The organism is Sphingobacterium sp. 2149, assembly GCF_031455655.1.
Taxonomy (GTDB): domain Bacteria; phylum Bacteroidota; class Bacteroidia; order Sphingobacteriales; family Sphingobacteriaceae; genus Sphingobacterium.
The window spans coordinates 58,419-76,074 of sequence record NZ_JAVDTD010000001.1 but is presented as its reverse complement, the minus strand read 5'-3'; the positions used below and the strand labels follow the sequence as shown (position 1 = coordinate 76,074).

Annotated in this window: 18 protein-coding genes; 11 read left to right on the top strand and 7 right to left on the bottom strand. The window is 39.4% G+C overall.

Annotated elements, in window-relative coordinates:
* Nucleotides 1-13 precede the first annotated feature (13 nt).
* Nucleotides 14-1,513, bottom strand: coding sequence for a malate:quinone oxidoreductase (locus J2X77_RS00300; RefSeq protein ID WP_209575696.1), 1,500 nt, complete (start codon nt 1,511-1,513; stop codon nt 14-16).
* 467 nt (nt 1,514-1,980) lie between these two features.
* Between J2X77_RS00300 and fabG the strand changes: the two genes are divergently transcribed.
* Entirely contained in the window at nt 1,981-2,724 is a 744-nt protein-coding gene (gene fabG, locus J2X77_RS00295; protein WP_209575697.1) for a 3-oxoacyl-[acyl-carrier-protein] reductase, read from the top strand.
* A 268-nt stretch (nt 2,725-2,992) separates the two neighbouring features.
* Nucleotides 2,993-3,973: an acyl transferase gene (locus J2X77_RS00290; protein ID WP_310078504.1), complete on the top strand. Its 981-nt coding sequence runs from the start codon at nt 2,993-2,995 to the stop codon at nt 3,971-3,973.
* A gap of 105 nt (nt 3,974-4,078) precedes the next feature.
* Here J2X77_RS00290 and J2X77_RS00285 read toward each other — a convergent pair whose 3' ends face one another.
* Nucleotides 4,079-4,948, bottom strand: a complete 870-nt coding sequence (locus tag J2X77_RS00285; RefSeq protein ID WP_310078503.1) for a neutral zinc metallopeptidase — start codon at nt 4,946-4,948, stop codon at nt 4,079-4,081.
* 278 nt (nt 4,949-5,226) lie between these two features.
* Between J2X77_RS00285 and J2X77_RS00280 the strand changes: the two genes are divergently transcribed.
* Nucleotides 5,227-5,808, top strand: coding sequence for an alkylphosphonate utilization protein (locus J2X77_RS00280; RefSeq protein WP_209575703.1), 582 nt, complete (start codon nt 5,227-5,229; stop codon nt 5,806-5,808).
* 101 nt (nt 5,809-5,909) lie between these two features.
* On the opposite strand, the gene J2X77_RS00275 is transcribed toward J2X77_RS00280, so the two are convergent.
* Nucleotides 5,910-6,860 carry a polysaccharide deacetylase family protein gene (locus J2X77_RS00275; RefSeq protein ID WP_293888259.1) on the bottom strand — a complete coding sequence of 317 codons (951 nt, stop codon included), beginning with the start codon at nt 6,858-6,860 and terminating at the stop codon, nt 5,910-5,912.
* 212 nt (nt 6,861-7,072) lie between these two features.
* A complete protein-coding gene (locus J2X77_RS00270; protein ID WP_310078502.1) occupies nt 7,073-7,573 on the bottom strand; it encodes a hypothetical protein in 501 nt (166 codons plus the stop codon).
* 217 nt (nt 7,574-7,790) lie between these two features.
* Between J2X77_RS00270 and J2X77_RS00265 the strand changes: the two genes are divergently transcribed.
* Nucleotides 7,791-8,366 (top strand): NADPH-dependent FMN reductase, encoded by a 576-nt coding sequence (locus J2X77_RS00265; protein WP_209575708.1) that lies wholly within the window; start codon nt 7,791-7,793, stop codon nt 8,364-8,366.
* Nucleotides 8,367-8,417: 51 nt separating this feature from the next.
* Here J2X77_RS00265 and J2X77_RS00260 read toward each other — a convergent pair whose 3' ends face one another.
* Nucleotides 8,418-9,284 (bottom strand): aminotransferase class IV, encoded by an 867-nt coding sequence (locus tag J2X77_RS00260; protein ID WP_209575710.1) that lies wholly within the window; start codon nt 9,282-9,284, stop codon nt 8,418-8,420.
* A 19-nt stretch (nt 9,285-9,303) separates the two neighbouring features.
* Nucleotides 9,304-10,350, bottom strand: a complete 1,047-nt coding sequence (locus J2X77_RS00255) for an RluA family pseudouridine synthase (RefSeq protein WP_209575712.1) — start codon at nt 10,348-10,350, stop codon at nt 9,304-9,306.
* A gap of 18 nt (nt 10,351-10,368) precedes the next feature.
* Between J2X77_RS00255 and J2X77_RS00250 the strand changes: the two genes are divergently transcribed.
* The 7 genes from J2X77_RS00250 to J2X77_RS00220 all read left to right on the top strand — a co-directional run bounded on the left by J2X77_RS00250 (nt 10,369) and on the right by J2X77_RS00220 (nt 16,965).
* Nucleotides 10,369-11,316, top strand: a complete 948-nt coding sequence (locus J2X77_RS00250; protein WP_310078500.1) for a pyridoxal-phosphate dependent enzyme — start codon at nt 10,369-10,371, stop codon at nt 11,314-11,316.
* Nucleotides 11,317-11,445: 129 nt separating this feature from the next.
* Nucleotides 11,446-12,009, top strand: a complete 564-nt coding sequence (locus tag J2X77_RS00245; protein WP_209575714.1) for an NADPH-dependent FMN reductase — start codon at nt 11,446-11,448, stop codon at nt 12,007-12,009.
* Nucleotides 12,010-12,086: 77 nt separating this feature from the next.
* The gene (locus tag J2X77_RS00240; RefSeq protein WP_209575716.1) at nt 12,087-12,665 is read left to right on the top strand and encodes a DJ-1/PfpI family protein; all 579 of its coding nucleotides are present in this window, start codon (nt 12,087-12,089) and stop codon (nt 12,663-12,665) included.
* A gap of 10 nt (nt 12,666-12,675) precedes the next feature.
* The gene (locus tag J2X77_RS00235) at nt 12,676-13,053 is read left to right on the top strand and encodes a hypothetical protein (RefSeq protein ID WP_209575719.1); all 378 of its coding nucleotides are present in this window, start codon (nt 12,676-12,678) and stop codon (nt 13,051-13,053) included.
* A 150-nt stretch (nt 13,054-13,203) separates the two neighbouring features.
* Nucleotides 13,204-15,273 (top strand): polyphosphate kinase 1, encoded by a 2,070-nt coding sequence (gene ppk1 / locus J2X77_RS00230; protein ID WP_209575721.1) that lies wholly within the window; start codon nt 13,204-13,206, stop codon nt 15,271-15,273.
* A gap of 118 nt (nt 15,274-15,391) precedes the next feature.
* Nucleotides 15,392-16,072 (top strand): M15 family metallopeptidase, encoded by a 681-nt coding sequence (locus J2X77_RS00225; protein WP_209575723.1) that lies wholly within the window; start codon nt 15,392-15,394, stop codon nt 16,070-16,072.
* A gap of 2 nt (nt 16,073-16,074) precedes the next feature.
* The gene (locus tag J2X77_RS00220) at nt 16,075-16,965 is read left to right on the top strand and encodes a helix-turn-helix domain-containing protein (RefSeq protein WP_209575725.1); all 891 of its coding nucleotides are present in this window, start codon (nt 16,075-16,077) and stop codon (nt 16,963-16,965) included.
* On the opposite strand, the gene J2X77_RS00215 is transcribed toward J2X77_RS00220, so the two are convergent.
* Nucleotides 16,948-17,655 carry an HAD family hydrolase gene (locus J2X77_RS00215; protein ID WP_209575727.1) on the bottom strand — a complete coding sequence of 236 codons (708 nt, stop codon included), beginning with the start codon at nt 17,653-17,655 and terminating at the stop codon, nt 16,948-16,950. The two genes, J2X77_RS00220 and J2X77_RS00215, sit on opposite strands and share 18 nt — an antisense overlap.
* Nucleotide 17,656 lies beyond the last annotated feature (1 nt).

The window sequence follows — 17,656 nt, the reverse complement described above, 5'->3', positions numbered from 1 at the left end:
GCGGTCGAACTGATTAATCGATATCGATTAATTTCAACGCCTTATGTGTGCGTATACGTGTTTCTTTACAAAGCTGTGCATCATCGTTCAATGATTTACCGTGTGATGGTATCATCTCACGTAACTTCTTGCGGTATTCATCTGATTTAGCACGCTCAGGGAAACATTTCTTCAGCAAACTGATCATAATAGCAACAGAGGTAGAAGCGCCAGGAGAAGCGCCCAATAACGCGGCAATAGAGCCATCTGAACTAGAAACGACCTCTGTTCCAAATTCCAAAATTCCACCTCTCTTCTCATCTTTCTTGATCACCTGAACCCGTTGTCCCGCCTTCTCAATAACCCAGTCCTCCAATTTTGCTGTGGGCATAAATTGTTTCAATGATTCCAGTTTATCTTTCGGAGATTTCATGACTTCTGTGATCAAATATTTGGTCAAGGGCAAATTATCAAGTCCGGCAGATAGCATCGGTCGGATATTCGACAACTTGATAGAAGCCGGTAGATCGAAATAAGACCCCTGTTTGAGGAATTTTGTTGAAAAACCCGCATAAGGACCAAATAACAAAGCTTGTTTGCCATCGATATAACGCGTATCTAAGTGCGGCACAGACATCGGTGGAGCGCCTACAGAGGCTTTGCCGTACACTTTGGCGTGGTGGGCATTAATAATCTCCTCATTCACGCAACGCAGCCATTGGCCTCCTACCGGAAAGCCACCATACCCTTTTGCTTCTGGTATTCCAGATTTTTCCAACAACAGCAAGGAGTGTCCACCAGCACCAATAAATACAAATTTCGCTTTGATTTCTCTCTTTACTCCTGTTTTTAAATCTTTGACCTCCACTTCCCAACGGCCATCATCTTCACGTTCGATGTCAATGACTTCATGGTTTAGCGAAATGGATATATTTTCTTTATTTGCAAGATTAGCGATCAAATCACGTGTCAATGAGCCAAAATTGACATCTGTACCAAGATCCATTTTCGTTGCAGCAATCTTTTCGTTTTTATCACGCCCCTCCATCATCAATGGAATCCATGATTTCAGCAATTCAGCATCTTCGGTATACTCCATCCCCTTAAACAAGTTTTGGGTCGTTAAAGTTTCCCATCTTGTTTTCAGAAATTTAGCATCTTTTTCACCAAAAACCGCACTCAGGTGTGGAATACTACGGATAAAATTTTCAGGCTGGGTAATGATGCCTTTATCAACAAGGTAGGACCAAAACTGCTTAGATACCTCAAATTGCTCAGCAATTTTCACTGCTTTATCAATCTTTACAGAACCATCTTTCTGTTCGGGCGTATAATTTAACTCGCATAAGGCAGAGTGACCCGTGCCAGCATTATTCCAAGCGTCTGAACTTTCAGCAGCCACAACATCCAAACGCTCAAGAATTTCAATATTAACGTCTGGGCTTAATTCATTGATTAGAGTACCCAAAGTAGCACTCATAATACCGGCGCCGATTAGAACAACGTCAACTTCTTTATTTGATTTTTTGCTCATGTTTTTGTGATTGATGCAAATTTAATATAGTTTTTGATAAACGTCCAAGTCTTTTGTCAAAAAACTGTACTTTTTAGAAGCACTTATTCAAAAATAACATGGATTTATTAAAATTATATAAAGTGAGTAAACGCTTACTGTTAAACACTAAATCCGTTCGCTAAAAAAATAGCAAGCAACGCTTTTGTAAACATCAGCTGAAGGCATAATGTTCTGCTAATTTAGACCGTTATTTATCGAAAGATTTTGTGTTATAATATAGTTTTAACATTTTTGCAAAATGTCTATAAGCGACAGGGATAAAAAATAAAAAAAAAGAATCGCTGTGGCATAGCTAGATAGCGACCGAATGAAAGCGCCCGTGTCGTATTGATCTCCATAATGAGTAGGAAGAGCAACGCGGGAGGAAGTCGGAACGATGGATCTATATCGTATCGTAAATAATTAAAGATAAATAACTTATACAGATGAAAATACTCGAAGGAAAAATTGCTTTAATAACAGGAGCATCGAAAGGAATCGGAAGGAAAATTGCAGAAGTTTTTGCACAACATGGTGCTAACGTCGCTTTCACATATCTTTCTTCTGTCGAAAAAGGACAGGCGTTAGAACAGGAGCTTCAGGCTTTCGGTACGAAAGTAATCGGCTATCGTTCTGATGCTTCAAAATTTGAAGAAGCGGAACAATTAATCAATTCCATTGTTGCCGATTTCGGTGGACTGGATATTGTTGTAAACAATGCGGGTATCACAAAAGACGGCTTATTGATGCGTATGACTGAAGAAAATTGGGACGATGTCTTAAATGTCAACCTCAAGTCGGTGTTTAACGTCACCAAGGCAGCTTCAAAAATTATGATGAAAAACCGCAAAGGTTCATTTATTAATATGTCTTCGGTAGTGGGTGTTCAGGGAAATGCTGGTCAGGCGAATTACGCTGCCTCAAAAGCAGGTATTATCGGGTTCACAAAATCTGTCGCAAAAGAATTAGGTTCGCGTAATATCCGTGCTAACGTTGTTGCTCCAGGTTTTATACGGACGGAAATGACGGATGTATTGGATCCGAAAGTTGTTGCCGGATGGGAAGCAGGAATTCCGTTGAAACGCGCGGGACAGCCTGAAGATGTTGCTCATGCCTGTCTTTATTTAGCATCCGACTTATCGGCGTACGTAACCGGCCAGGTTCTTCCTGTTGACGGCGGTATGCTATAAACATAAACAAGCTCAGATGCTTTTTTACATTGGATCTGAGCTTGTTACAAGACATGTATGGCATGCGCTTTCCTAGCAGCTCCAGTACATACCTATCGTACACAATTGAACACGCGCGCTGCAGCTTAGCCCCAAGAATTCTTGCCTGCACCTGCTTATCGGCTATGCTATCGTTCAACTTCACTACGCATCCGATAAAACTGAAACAATAAGACCTGTTAATGTTTCCAAATTTTAGTTAATTTTGTCTATCAAATTTTTAAATGCTATGACGAATTGGAAGGATTTTTTTGAGATTAAAACCGAGTATGATTTTAATCAGCAGTGTTTAGAGACCTACCAATTCCAAAGCCAGCATTGCAAAATTTATCGGGACTATATCCGCATCTTGGGAAAGGATAAAGCCAATATTGAACACTATACCGAGATTCCTTTCCTACCTATTGAATTTTTCAAAACCCAACAGGTTATCACCGAAGGAATGGAGGCTGAAATGGTCTTTTCCAGTTCCGGAACGACGGGAATGCTGACCTCGAAACATTTTGTGGCCGACCTGAATATTTATGAACATACCTTTCGTCGGATCTTCGAAGATTTCTATGGCCCTTTGAGCAATATTGCCGTACTCGCACTTCTCCCTTCTTACCTCGAGAGAAGTGGATCGTCTTTGATATATATGGTTGACGATCTTATGAAACAAAGTGATCAGCCTGAAAGCAATTACTTTCTGTATAACCATCAAGAGCTATACGAAACACTTGTCCGGCTCAAAAATAAAGGAACGAAGACGATACTCTTCGGAGTGACGTATGCCCTTCTCGATTTTATCGAACACTATGCCTTCGATTTTCCAGAATTAATCATTATGGAAACAGGAGGAATGAAAGGAAAGCGCAAGGAAATGGTCAAACAAGAAATCCATCAGCTTCTTGAAAAAGCTTTCGGTGTGGTAGGAATTCATTCTGAATATGGGATGACGGAACTACTATCTCAGGGCTATTCCTCTGGTCAAGGAATTTTTCAGCTACCCAAATGGATGAAAATACTAATCCGTGATACCAATGATCCATTGAGTTTGATTCCTTCGAATAAATCTGGTGGAATTAATGTTATCGATCTAGCGAATCGCTATTCCTGTTCGTTTATCGCAACACAGGATTTAGGGAAAGTACATGAGGATGGATCGTTTGAAATATTGGGTCGGTTTGATCAAAGTGATATACGGGGTTGCAACTTGCTGGTTCAATAGGGATTTGAAAAAGCGTATATGGTAGCATTGTTGCGCATTACCGGTACTGAACTAAAAAAAACACTTGACCATGGTGTGATCAAGCGTTTTCATTGAAATCAACGATTATTTCAGGCTAGGATCCTCAAAGGTATTACCCGATCGCATATCCCCAGAATCATATCCTTTTTTAAACCAGGCCATACGCTGTGCAGATGTCCCATGGGTGAATGATTCTGGCACAGCATAGCCCTGTGCTTCTGTTTGCAGCTTATCATCGCCGACCGCTTCAGCAGCTTTCATACCATCCATAATATCGTTATAATCAATTTTTATATCGGTATACTCGTTGAGATAATGTGCCCATACGCCTGCATAAAAATCTGCCTGTAGTTCGGTCATGACAGAGATTTTATTATTTTCTCGTTCACTGAGCTTACCTCGTGCTGCATTGGTTTGGGGTAACAGTCCAACCAGTTGCTGGATATGATGTCCAACCTCGTGCGCTATCACATAAGCCATCGCAAATTCTCCTTTTGCTCCAAATTTATCTGACAATTCTTTACTAAAGCTCAAATCGAGATAAATTTTTTGATCACCAGGACAATAGAAAGGGCCATAAGACGCCTGTCCCATACCGCAACCGTCCGTTTGCGTCCCACCATCGTAAAACACAAGTATTGTTGGTGTATAGTTTTTCTGCATCTGTTCTTTAAATAGCTTTGTCCAGACGTCTTCGGTGCTTTGGAGCACAGTCAGTGAAAACTCTGTTAATCTTTTCTCTTCAGGATTTAGATCACGTGGCTGCCCCGACTGTTCGGTCTGCGCCCCCATATTCTGGGCTTGTTGTAAAAGTTGCGTAGGATCTCCTCCCATCAGAAATCCTATGACTAAAACAATAATCCCCCCTATTCCACCTAATGCTATTTTTCCACCACCCGACATCCCCCTGCGGTCTTCAAAATTACCACTTTGTTTTCCTCCTTGCCATTTCATAGTATCGCTAAATTATAGTTAATAATCGTTTCCAAAGCTGGACTAATACAAAATCAATACCAATGTTCTACATACAAAGGCTTTATTAAAAGAAAAATTGTAGCGCATTTGCAGTCCAACATTTTTTAACTCCATAAATTCACGGGTATTGAAAGATATTCATCATCCAAAGCAGTGCATTAAAATAGCAATAGAAGCGGCTAAATTAGTAAAGTTGTGATATTGGTCATTGCGTGTCAAAACAAATTTGGCTAAGTTTGGACTTTCAAAAAAAAGATATGAAGTTAGAAGAACAATTACAGGCGAGAGCTGGCGGAAAATGTGAATTAACGGGCAATGAATTGACTTTAGTTGCCTATACACTACCTCCAGAAATAACGGCAAATTTGGACAATACCTTACTGATTTCAGAAAAATTAGTCAACCAGCTTAATAAGACAGAACAATTAAATCCCGAAGACTGGAAGTTTCTTCCAAATGCGATGTGGTCTGAAAATCCGGCTGTACAAATTGTATGCTGGCGGATGTTAAGCCGATTAAAAAATGAAGGCTGGGCATCGGAAGCATTGGATATTTTATATTTGGACGATGAAACGTTGGCTGAAGCCAAAAAAACCGGCGACCACGAAAATGATGGCTATGTTTCTTTTCATGAAGATAGCATTGGTCAAAGACTCTTTGAAGGTGACACAGTTGTATTAACAAAAACACTCGACGTAAAGGGCTCTTCTCTTAAAGCCACGTTAGGTACAGTTGTGAAGAATATCAGATTGGTAGCTAACAACATTGAGCAGATTGAAGGAAAGATTGAAGGTCAGACGATCGTTATTTTAACCAAATATCTCCGTAAACAAAACTAAGTATTGCCTCTTTAAAAGCGAAAGGCTTAAAAAGAGACGGTCACTCCACTCTTTTTAAGCCTTTCGCTTTTATACCTTTTTATTTGTTTTAACTATTCTCACTATCTGGGGTAATTCCGCACAAACTCAAAGTGATAGTTTGGATGTTGTTTTAGGCTATCGATTAAATCTGATAAAAGTCGCTGTCCTTTTTTAGTCTGGTACATATTATCATGTGTCAACAGTACCACATTGTTTTTTGTATACGACGTTCCTTTACGAAGTAGATTCTTCATTTGGGTATACAACTGATTTACCGACAAGTCTGGTTTTCCCGTCACACCATTAATTTTCCATTCACAATCCCAACCAATGACCTTATAACCATTTTGATGCAGTAACTCGGCCGTTGATCCCCCTGTTTTCAAATCAACTTTCTTACGGTCTCCGATATACCAAATATTTCTTCCCGGCAATCGCACGATTTTATGCTCGAGCCCCAATGATTGCTCAGCATGTTCAAAATCTTCAAAAGCAGCCTGCGGATTGGAATAAAATACAGTATACTTGTCGTGCGCGTGCCAAAAGCTATGATTATAACAATCAACTAAAGGATTATTCTTGTAACGTTCGGTATAGCTGTGCAGCTTTTTACTCATTTTATCATGATGTCCAATCAGAAAAGTATTGATTTTAATACCCTTTGCAGTTGCAATGGAATCAAGATACTGACTTCCATTCAGAGGGCCATCGTCAAAAGTAAGATATATATAACGCGGAGAAACAGTATCGGTCAATAGTACGGTTGTATCTTTAGCGCTTTTAAAGGGCTTATCTTCTTCCGTTTTAGCAATGGTATCTTTTTGTAAGGAATCCACGTTACTGATCGAGTCCTGCACCGTAACTAAACTATCTTTTACGGCCGGGATGGAATCATCCGTAGTATCACCATTTTGAACCTTGCTCTTCCCACCTTGATCACAGGCATATAATCCTAAACTAACTATCCCCAAACCTATCCATACAGCACCTAAACGAATCCCTTTTCTCATTACAAAAATTAACTTACGCATTACTATTGTTTCAAAAACCTATCGTGAAAACTACATGCAGCTCATGTAGGTTTATTGTAGCGCAAAATTAAGATAATTTTTATGAATCAAGGTATTATGTTTCTTAATTTATTTAGGCGTAAAAAAAGAAGAATTTATGACCTTATAGATTCTTCTTTGTACTTCAATTGAACTTGTATTTCAATTGAACGATTGTATTTCAATGTAACGAATTAGTGCCTGTGCTTTCCAGGTCCATGCCCGTTACCGCGTCCATGATGACCAGGTCCTCTATCGTGTCGACGGCCTTCATTCCATGAATGTTTGCGGCGCTCGCTCGCAAATGAATACCCACCGCCATGATGGCTGTCGCGAATTGCTACCTGTCTTCCGCGGTAGCCCCCGTAACGACTTCTATATCGGTCGTGATGATGCCACGGTGTACGGTCGTTGATAACCACCTTGTGTACTCGGTAAAAATCATAGTGTCTATATCTTCTAGGAAGGTTAGCTCTCCTTACCCAGCCGCCATTGTCGTAATAAACATAACATCTCGCGGGCACATCGTAATACATATTATACTCTGGAATATAATAATAGCGGGCATAATCATAGCCTACTGGGCCCCAATTAGGCTGACTTCCGATGTTGACGCGAATACTGACTTGCGCCTGGGCAGCATTTGCCGTAAAAAGGCCTGCAATGATAGCAGCTGCATAAAGCAATTTTTTCATAAGTAACTCCTCCCTTAGTTTGTAATTTCTTCTTTACAATACGACAACAAACTGTATGCAAAAGATTAATATCGAAATGTTAATTTTTGTTAACCAATCGATAAAAAACTCATTATTAACAGGTTGAACACCTGTATTATTCGCAATAAAGTAAAAACATTATTGGATACTATGTTGTTCAAATAAATAGATAATAGAAACTTTAATAATAAATACGATGAGCATATATAACGTAGGTATATTGGTTGGTAGCTTAAGAAAAAACTCTTTTAACAAAAAGATTGGGGAGTATATCGTTGATCAGGAGGAATCTAAATTTCGCTATAGCCTGATCGATATTGGCGATCTCCCTTTGTATAATCAGGATTTCGATGATGAAGGCACTCCGCCGGCTAGCTATACAAGATTTCGTCAGGAGATTAATGCATTGGACGCAGTGCTCTTTATCACCGCAGAATATAACCGTTCAGTTCCTGCTGTGTTGAAAAATGCAATTGATGTAGGATCAAGACCTTATGGTAAGAACAGTTGGGATGGCAAACCTGCTGCAGTAATATCTTCTTCAATTGGGGCGTTAGGCGGTTTTGGTGCCAATCACCATCTCCGGCAATCCCTTGTATTCGTCAATCTCTTGACAATGCAACAACCCGAAGCATATATTGGTGATATTGAGTCAAGTATCGGATCTGACGGCAAAATTGAATCCGGAGAAACCAAGGATTTTCTACACAGCTTTAAACAAGCATTTGAGCAATGGGCTGAGCAGTTTATAACTAACAAAGGGCAGGATTAATTCCCGCCCTTTGTTAATTCTCGCTGCTCTTGGCACCACGACGCTATCGTACTAGTCTTGTTCATCACTGATATCATAGTTCCAGTTTAGCAGTTTTTCCTGCAGAATACGGGATATTTTATTGAAATAACGCTTTTGCTTATATCCCATCACCCATTGCACACCCTGTACAGCATTGGTACAGAAAATCTCGTCGGCCCGCTTCATAATTTCGGGGCTTATTTGGGCTTCAACTACCTCGATACCCTCATCTTGTGCCATGTCCATCACTACCCTACGCATAACTCCCTCGATACATCCTTCGGACAGCGCAGGGGTATAAAGTACTTTCTCATAAAAGACAAAAATATTGGATGTCAGTGATTCACATAAGTAGCCCTCCTGATTTAGGATCAATACATCGTCAAAGGCCATTTTCTTTTTATAAATACCGGCCAAAACATAAATCTGCGCATTTAAAGACTTAATTTTTGACAGATCGCTATACGGTTTTTTAAATTCATTGTACAAGCCTACGATCAGCCCCACCTTCTTATCACGCAGATTGGGTTCTAGACGTTGTACCTGCAAAACAAAACCGGGCTTATTACTTGTCGGACTATACAGCCCGCCCCCTGATCTAAATACGATCAATCGGATACGGACCTGTTGCCCCAACATATTATTTTTACGGATTAATTCTTCGGACCGCGAACGAATAAAAAATTCGTCGAAAAGATTTGAATCGTCCAGATGAATCAATTCCATGCCTTTCTGTAAGCGTTCGACATGAAAATTTAGAAAACGGATATCACCATCCTTATAGAGCATGGTTTCGAACAATCCATCCCCGTAACGAAAACCTCTATTCTCAATGCTAAATATTTCCTGATTTTCCGGCACTACATTGCCATTGAAATTAATATAGTTTGTTGGCATCTTAATTTTGTTCTAAATTTTAACCATTTTCTACAGCCATTGAATTTGCTGCGTATGCACGCCATTTTTCTAAAGCTAAACGAAAATCTTCAGGGTATGGTACTTCAAAGTACACATTTTCTTTTGTAGCAGGATGAATAAATCCCAGTACTTGCGCATGAAGTGCTTGACGAGGCAGCAAAGAAAAACAGTTATCGACAAACTGCTTATACTTCGAAAACACGGTACCTTTTAAAATCTTGTCTCCACCATACATAGCATCGTTAAACAGCGGATGCCCGATAGACTGCATATGCGTACGGATCTGATGTGTTCTTCCCGTTTCCAGCTGGCATTCGATTAAAGTTACATAACCTAAGCGTTCCAAAACCTTATAGTGTGTTACCGACCAACGCCCCTTGTCTTCACTATCATACATCGCCATTATGCGTCTGTCTTTTAGGTGACGTCCAATATAACCTGTTATCGTTCCATCTTCTTTTAAATCACCCCATACCATGGCGATATACTTTCGTGTAATACTGTGGTCGAAAAACTGTTTCGCCAAAAAGGCCATGGACTTTTCATTTTTGGCGATAACCAATAGCCCAGAAGTATCTTTATCAATTCGGTGTACTAATCCCGGACGATCAGAATTTCCTGGTAGCTGTGGCAGCTGCTGAATATGATAAGTAAGCGCATTCACCAAAGTTCCTGTATAATTATTATATCCTGGGTGTACAACCATTCCAGCTTCTTTGTTCACAATCAGAACGTCATCATCTTCATATTTGATATCCAAAGGAATATTTTCTGGATAGACTTCGTTATCACGCGGGGGATCAGGCAACACCAATGTAATCACATCATCGGGTCTAACTTTATAGCTCGCCTTGATTTCCTTACCGTTGACCATGACAGAACCTGCTTCTATCGCATGCTGAATTTTACTCCGTGTAGCATTTTCGACTCTGTTCATCAGATATTTATCAATGCGGAGTAATGCCTGCCCCTTGTCCACCTCTATCCGTAGATGTTCAAATAATTCTTGTTCTTCCTGATCTTGCAATCCAATTTGTTCTGTCATGCTACAAAAATAAACCAAATGAAACAATTTTCGTTAAATTTGTTTTCATTTAATGTTATGTTGCCGTTCAAAATCCACAGTCCCGAAACTGAATTGTATCTCCCCGCTTGGGAGAAGAAGCATGTAAAAGTAACGCTCAAGCGGGATGACCTCATACATCCTTTTATTTCAGGCAATAAATGGCGCAAATTAAAATACAATCTAGCGGAAGCAATACGGCTTCAGAAGAATCATCTTGTTACATTTGGTGGTACCTGGAGCAATCATCTTTTAGCTACAGCCTGCGCCGGAGCGACCTTTAAGTTTAGAACAACCGCTTTTGTCAGAGGGGAAGAAGGAGTCAACAACCCTGTTTTGGCCATGTGTCGACTCTTTGGCATGCAGCTTATTTATGTCGAACGCGAATCTTACCGAAATAAAGAGAATCTGTACAAAACATATTTCGGTCAGGATCCAACCACTTTCTATATTCATGAAGGGGGCTATGGTATTTTAGGCGCTAAGGGATGCGCCGAACTGGTCGATGAACTCCAACAAGAATACCAGCATATCTTTACTGCTTGTGGCACCGGAACAACATTGGCCGGAATAGCCAACGCCATAGATAATCGAGATGCTCTTACACGAGTGCATGGTATACCCGTTTTAAAGAATGGTGGCTTTATTCAAGAGGAAGTCGATCAACTTTACCCCAACATAGCTCCCCCTATTTTACATCTCAATTATCATTTTGGAGGATATGCAAAAACAACTGCCGACTTACTATCTTTTGTTCAAAATTTTGTAACAAATACCGGGATAATGATCGAACCTACATATACCGGCAAATTGCTCTATGCCCTGGATGATCTGATTAAAAATGATTACTTCACTCCAGCAGACAAAATACTTGTGGTTCATACCGGCGGATTAACAGGCATTCTTGGGATGTATGAACGTTTCAATTTTATTGATGTGCATCAATAAATACACTTCCATATCGCACAAAGACATTTGATTGACTTTTTTTTAGCGATTATATTGTATGTTTGACCATCTTTTAAAATAAGAGAGATCGAAAATAAAAGGAATAAAGATTAAATTAATGATATAGCGATGAAAATATTAGCATTTGCAGGCACGAGCAATAAAAATTCTATCAACAAAATGTTCGTTACAAGTACGTCCAAATACTACAAAGAAGCAGAAGACACCATCGAGTTGCTGGACTTAAACCATTTTGAAATGCCTATCTATTCTTACGATAAAGAAGCCGAGCTAGGCATTCCGCAATTGGCCTATGACTTTGCTGCTAAAATGGATGCGGCAGATTTTCTTTTGATTTCTTTGGCAGAACACAATGGGTCGTATACTTCAGCCTATAAAAATATCGTTGACTGGGTTTCGCGTATTCCTAATCGTAAATTATTCAATGGCAAACCTGTTTTCTTGTTGGCTACGGCCCCTGGTCCAATGGGTGGTGCAACGGTATTGAACACTGCTGTAAACCGAATTACATGGGATGGTGCGGATATCTTAGATTCTTTCTCTCTTCCTGAATTTCACAAAAATTTCGAAGAAGGTAAAGGGATTATAGATCCAACCTTAAGAAGTCAATTAGAGGCTAAAGTAAGAAAGACAAAACGTATCCTTGCGGAAAAATTAGCGATACAAGGTTGACAAAAGATTAACAAATAATCATTGTGAAAACCTCTTTTAATATGTAAATTGATAACCTATTAAAAGAGGTTTTTGATATGGCAAAAAAAATATTATTACTGGTAGGAGACTTTGTAGAAGATTACGAAGCGATGGTTCCATTTCAGTCAATGGGCTCCATAGGAATAACTGTAGATGCAATTGCACCAGACCGAAAAAGCGGTGATGTGGTGCCAACAGCGGTCCATGATTTTACGGGTGACCAGACCTACAAAGAATTGCGCGGACATAATTTCGCTATCAATAAGGATTTTGATGAGGTAAATGTTGAAGATTATGATGGTCTATATATTGCTGGTGGTCGATCGGCAGAATATATCCGACTCAACAAACGTGTTTTGGAGATTACAAGACACTTCTTTGAGCACAATAAACCTGTCGCGGCAATATGTCATGGCATTCAAGTGTTAACGGCAGCAAAGGTTCTTGAAGGACGTACTCTTACCGCCTATGTTGCTGTAGGTCCAGATATCGAATTGGCTGGCGGCACATGGAAAAATATTCCTGCGGATCAGGCAGTCGTGGATGGGAATTTGGTCACTTCTCCCGCCTGGCCAGGACATCAGGCAATTTTGAAAGAGTTTTACAAATTATTAGGCATAACAATTACAATTTAAGGGTATTTTAATGAAGAAGAATAAAAGGTTATGGCTTTTGGTCATACCAATTTTGGTGCTGTTGGGATTTATTTTAAAAGATAGCTTCAATCAAAAAAGTATTGAAGACTTACCGGGAGGTTTTAAGGAAGTTGCGTTTGTCAGAAATGAACAAAATAAAGGTGGTATTATCCGTATCTATGCCGTGACCGTGGGTGACGTTTTAAATGCAGACTATACAGGTTGTCTTGAGCTCATGCCTGTTAATGATTATGGAAGTATCACAACCGTGTACTTCTTCGATCGAACGGCTCCTTATCCAACAAGTCTATCGATCGATACACCGCATTTCGACACCACAAAATTCAAAGCAATTCAAATCTCAAAGAAATACGGAAAAAAGGACTAGACCTTGCCAAACGGAAAGACACATCCCCAAAGTTTGTATAAAACTTTGGGGATTTTTTTTGGAATAACTTAATAATTCGTTAACACAAAAAAGTTCGATTATCCGCGCTAGAGCTATAGTTTTGCTTTTTAAATTTACGTATATTTAGTTATGGCGAAGAAATTTATTCCTAGAGATGTTAGTTGGTTGAGCTTTAATGGAAGAGTGCTCCAAGAAGCTGCGGACGAGACGGTTCCTTTACCCTTAAGAATCAAATTTTTAGGTATTTTTTCAAATAACCTTGATGAATTTTTCCGTGTACGTGTCGCTGGACTAAAGCGAGCTATCGACCTGAAAGACAAAAGTGCCAACCAGTCATTTTATGAAGACCCACAGCTCATCCTCGAAGAACTCAATATCAGGGTTATCAAACAGCAAAAGAAATTTGACAGTACCTGGAATCGTATTCAAAAAGATATGGCCAAACAGCATGTCTATATTAAAACCAGCGAAGAACTGAATGTCGAACAGCAAAAATTTGTCAGTGACTATTACCAGGATGACGTCGAATCGAACGTTATCCCCTTAATATTAGATGACGTACGACCAATGCCCTATATTCGCGACAAGAGTCTTTATTTGGGTATTGCGATGGGCAAAAAGGAATGGCAATATGAAACGAAATTTGCTCTCATTGAGATTCCCACAAGTTCAAACGGGCGCTTCGTACAGTTACCGTCGCCAAAGGATGAAAAGCACATTATACTTTTGGAGGATGTGATCAAGTTTAATCTCCCATTAATATTTTCCTATTTTGGTTTCGATGTATTCCATGCTCATGTCTTTAAAGTGACGAAAGACGCCGAATTTGACATTGACAACGACATCAATACAAGCCTTGTTGAAAAAATTAGCAAAGGGGTAAAAAATAGGAGAAAAGGTAAACCCACACGCTTTATATTCGACCAGGAAATGAACACCAAGTTGGTGGAATTCTTGATCAAAAAACTTAACCTATCCAAAAAAGACAGCATCATTCCAGGGCAGAAAATACACAACTTTAAACACTTTATGGACTTTCCAAATGTATTTAAATCCTACAATCAACCACTGGAAAGAACGTCGTTTCCGCATCCTAATTTTCAAAATTACGAGCGTGTAACGGATACTGTATTAAAAAAGGATGTGCTTCTCTCCTTTCCATATCATGAGTTTAGACCGATTATTGACCTTCTTCGTGAGGCAGCAATGGATCCGGATGTAAAGACCATCCAGATTACAGCATACCGCTTAGCTTCAAATTCAAAAATTGCAAATGCCTTGATCAATGCAGCCCGCAATGGAAAAGAAGTCACCGTGATGCTCGAACTCCGTGCAAGATTTGATGAGGAAAATAACTTGGACTGGAAGGAAAAACTCGAATTGGAGGGCATTAAAGTATTGACTGGTATCCCAAATAAAAAAGTACATGCAAAACTATGTGTGATAAAAAAACGTGCTGGCATGAAAACAATCCAATATGGTTTTGTCAGTACAGGAAATATAAATGAAAAAACAGCAAAATTATATGGAGACTATTGCCTCTTAACAAGTAACAGAGATGTGATTGCCGATATCAATAAGATTTTCAATTACCTTCGACGTCCTAAATCAAACCCCGCTGAAATTATCAAAAATTGTAAAAGCCTTTTGGTATGCCCAACGGATATGCGCAAAGAGCTGCTCCATTACATCGACCAAGAAATTACAGAAGCCAAAGCTGGCCGAAAAGCATACCTCATTGTGAAGGTAAATTCATTGAGCGACAAGGAAATGATTAAAAAGCTCTACGATGCGGCAACGGCTGGTGTTAAAATAGACCTTATTATCAGAGGAATCTACTGCGCAACAAACCAGAAGAATTTTAAACTGCAGATGAATGCCATTTCAATAGTAGACGAATATCTAGAACATGCACGTGTGATGTATTTTTACAACGCTGGCCGGGAGCAGCTATTTATTTCGTCAGCAGACTGGATGACAAGAAACCTGGATCATCGTATTGAAGCAGCCGTAAAAATAACAAGCAAAAAAATAAAGGAGGATTTAAAAGAAATGCTTCAAATTCAGCTTAATGATAATGTCAAAGCACGGATACTAAACAATTCGCTGAGTAATCATTATGTCGAGAATAACAAGGCGCCATGCCGGTCACAAATTGAAATATACAATTACCTGAAAAAAAAATTAGCTGATCATTAAGCGGGTTTTCTATCTAACAGCAAACGTATCAATACACTGAAATTGGCGGATGCTTTCGATACGGACGAGAATCAACGTTCTATTATATTAATTCAGGCACAAGTTGTATCTTCATTCCATGAAAATCAACTTGTGTCTTGCCCTTGGTTTAAGCTTTTTCAGTTCATTCATCTGTGCACAGGAAAAAAGCATACCATCAGATTTTGTATACGTCAAGGACATTATTCCTAATGTTAGCTTGGAAATGCGTTATTTCGGCAGTCACAACTTTACAGGAAGACCAATACGGGGTTATGAGAAGCCTGTTGCGATTTTAACTAAGCGGGCAGCCTTCGCACTGCAGCAGGTCGAAAACCATTTAAATAAAAAAGGTTTGGGCTTGAAAATATTTGATGCCTACCGTCCACAGCGCGCTGTTGACAACTTCAAGTCATGGTCATTAAAAACTGGCGACACCATTGCAAAAAGAGAGTTTTATCCACATCTCGATAAGAAGAATTTGTTCAAGCTAGGGTTTATTGCCTCCAAATCAGGCCATAGCCGTGGCAGTACAGTAGATCTTACGATCATTCGCCTGAAAGATAAAAAAGAGATTGATATGGGCGGGCCGTTCGATTTTTTCGGGGCTGTGTCACACCATCAATATGCAAATCTAACGGCACAACAGAAAGAAAACAGAAAAATTCTAAAAGAAGCTATGGCTAAATTTGGGTTTAAAGCTTACGATAAAGAATGGTGGCATTATACGTTGCAAAATGAACCTTATCGTAAAACTTATTTTGATTTTATCGTGAAGTAAACATGTCTGTGAAGGAAATACCATTCGAAAATAAGGGCTTTTATGTTTTTCATTTTAAAGGCAACAAATCAAAGCCTGTGTTCAGCTCTGAGCAGCAGCACATCCTAAAAAAGGGTGAACTCTATTCGCTCTGTTTAATAAAAAAGGGTGAAACTTCTTTTATCATTAATAATGAACGCATACAGGTGGCCCAAAATCACCTATTGTTAACCAGTCCATCATCGAGAGTCAATAGCTCTTCGGTCGCCAAATCTTGGGACTGTGAAGTGTATTTGCTTTTCTTTACATTAGATTTCAGCTTCAAATTGGACTTTCAGGAGGATTTTTTTGAGGTAACGAAAAAATCGCTGGCCATCAACGATAGTTATATCTGGTCGCTATCCAATCAAGATGCGATCAACCTGTCTAACTTATTCAAGCAGTTTATTCATTATGATCGGCAAGCATCTACCTACCTATTCAAAAATCAGATTATAAAGTCTTTAACAGAAATACTATTTTGTGAAATTGCTCGATTAGGAAGCCAAAACCTCCGAAATACTCCTGCTATTCCTTCGCGGAAACGAGAAATACTGGCAAATTTTTACTTGCTGCTCAAAAAGTCATTTCATAAAGAACACATGGTTCAGTTTTATGCCGTGGAACTCGGTATCACGGCGAAGCATCTTTCGGTAATTACCAAGGAGCTTACTGGAAAATCAGCAATAGAACTTATTCAGAATGTCTTGGTGGAAGAAGCAAAGTCTTTACTTTGCCAAGGGCTTCCGATGCGCGAAATTGCAATGAAATTACACTTCTCGGATCAGTCTTTTTTCGGTAAATTCTTTAAGCGAAATGTTGGTATCTCGCCTAAAGAATTTCGTCTGAACCTCTATTTAAACAAAGTCGATTAAATCGAAGATACTTGTAAACTGCTGATCTGCAGCAGAAGTATCCTGCAGTTTATCTTCGCCCCAAGTCTGTCCTTTCAACCATAAGGTTTGACATCCAACGGCTTTAGCCGGGACCATATCTTTACTATACGAATCACCTACGACAACGATTTCTTGGGCAGGAAGTCCTAATTTGTCGACACCTAATGCATAGATTGCAGGATCAGGTTTGCGTACACCGACAACGGCAGATTCCACAACGGACTGAAAATAAGGTAAGATACCAAAATCGGCGAGGACAGATTTCAGATTGCCATAAAAGTTGGAAACCATGACAATTGGATATTTTTCACGCAGTGAAATTAGAAGCGGCTTCACCTGATTAACTGTATTCTTCGCGAGGGAGTAGCCTTCAAATGCAATTTTATCAGCTAATGTTTTATCCAGTTCGTACCCCGCAGCAATAAGGTATTCAAATTGTACATTAAGCTTTGCCTTCAGTACCGCTAAAAAATCAAAGTCCGGCTTAATAATCGGCTGTAAAGCCATTTGACGTTCTGCGTAACTATAGGCTTCCTGAAAAGCGTTCAAATTTACAGGAACCTCGTATTTCTCATAACCCGACCAGATAACGGCTCCCCAATGACCACCATTCGTATCCAAGGTTCCACCATAATCAAAAATAATTCCCTTAACGTTAAACTTATTCATT

Coding starts and splice junctions, on each gene's coding strand:
- J2X77_RS00300 (WP_209575696.1), bottom strand. CDS start 1,513: ATGAGCAAAAAATCAAATAAAGAAGTTGACGTTGTTCTAATCGGCGCC.
- fabG (WP_209575697.1), top strand. CDS start 1,981: ATGAAAATACTCGAAGGAAAAATTGCTTTAATAACAGGAGCATCGAAA.
- J2X77_RS00290 (WP_310078504.1), top strand. CDS start 2,993: ATGACGAATTGGAAGGATTTTTTTGAGATTAAAACCGAGTATGATTTT.
- J2X77_RS00285 (WP_310078503.1), bottom strand. CDS start 4,948: ATGAAATGGCAAGGAGGAAAACAAAGTGGTAATTTTGAAGACCGCAGG.
- J2X77_RS00280 (WP_209575703.1), top strand. CDS start 5,227: ATGAAGTTAGAAGAACAATTACAGGCGAGAGCTGGCGGAAAATGTGAA.
- J2X77_RS00275 (WP_293888259.1), bottom strand. CDS start 6,860: ATGCGTAAGTTAATTTTTGTAATGAGAAAAGGGATTCGTTTAGGTGCT.
- J2X77_RS00270 (WP_310078502.1), bottom strand. CDS start 7,573: ATGAAAAAATTGCTTTATGCAGCTGCTATCATTGCAGGCCTTTTTACG.
- J2X77_RS00265 (WP_209575708.1), top strand. CDS start 7,791: ATGAGCATATATAACGTAGGTATATTGGTTGGTAGCTTAAGAAAAAAC.
- J2X77_RS00260 (WP_209575710.1), bottom strand. CDS start 9,284: ATGCCAACAAACTATATTAATTTCAATGGCAATGTAGTGCCGGAAAAT.
- J2X77_RS00255 (WP_209575712.1), bottom strand. CDS start 10,350: ATGACAGAACAAATTGGATTGCAAGATCAGGAAGAACAAGAATTATTT.
- J2X77_RS00250 (WP_310078500.1), top strand. CDS start 10,369: ATGAAACAATTTTCGTTAAATTTGTTTTCATTTAATGTTATGTTGCCG.
- J2X77_RS00245 (WP_209575714.1), top strand. CDS start 11,446: ATGAAAATATTAGCATTTGCAGGCACGAGCAATAAAAATTCTATCAAC.
- J2X77_RS00240 (WP_209575716.1), top strand. CDS start 12,087: ATGGCAAAAAAAATATTATTACTGGTAGGAGACTTTGTAGAAGATTAC.
- J2X77_RS00235 (WP_209575719.1), top strand. CDS start 12,676: ATGAAGAAGAATAAAAGGTTATGGCTTTTGGTCATACCAATTTTGGTG.
- ppk1 (WP_209575721.1), top strand. CDS start 13,204: ATGGCGAAGAAATTTATTCCTAGAGATGTTAGTTGGTTGAGCTTTAAT.
- J2X77_RS00225 (WP_209575723.1), top strand. CDS start 15,392: ATGAAAATCAACTTGTGTCTTGCCCTTGGTTTAAGCTTTTTCAGTTCA.
- J2X77_RS00220 (WP_209575725.1), top strand. CDS start 16,075: ATGTCTGTGAAGGAAATACCATTCGAAAATAAGGGCTTTTATGTTTTT.
- J2X77_RS00215 (WP_209575727.1), bottom strand. CDS start 17,655: ATGAATAAGTTTAACGTTAAGGGAATTATTTTTGATTATGGTGGAACC.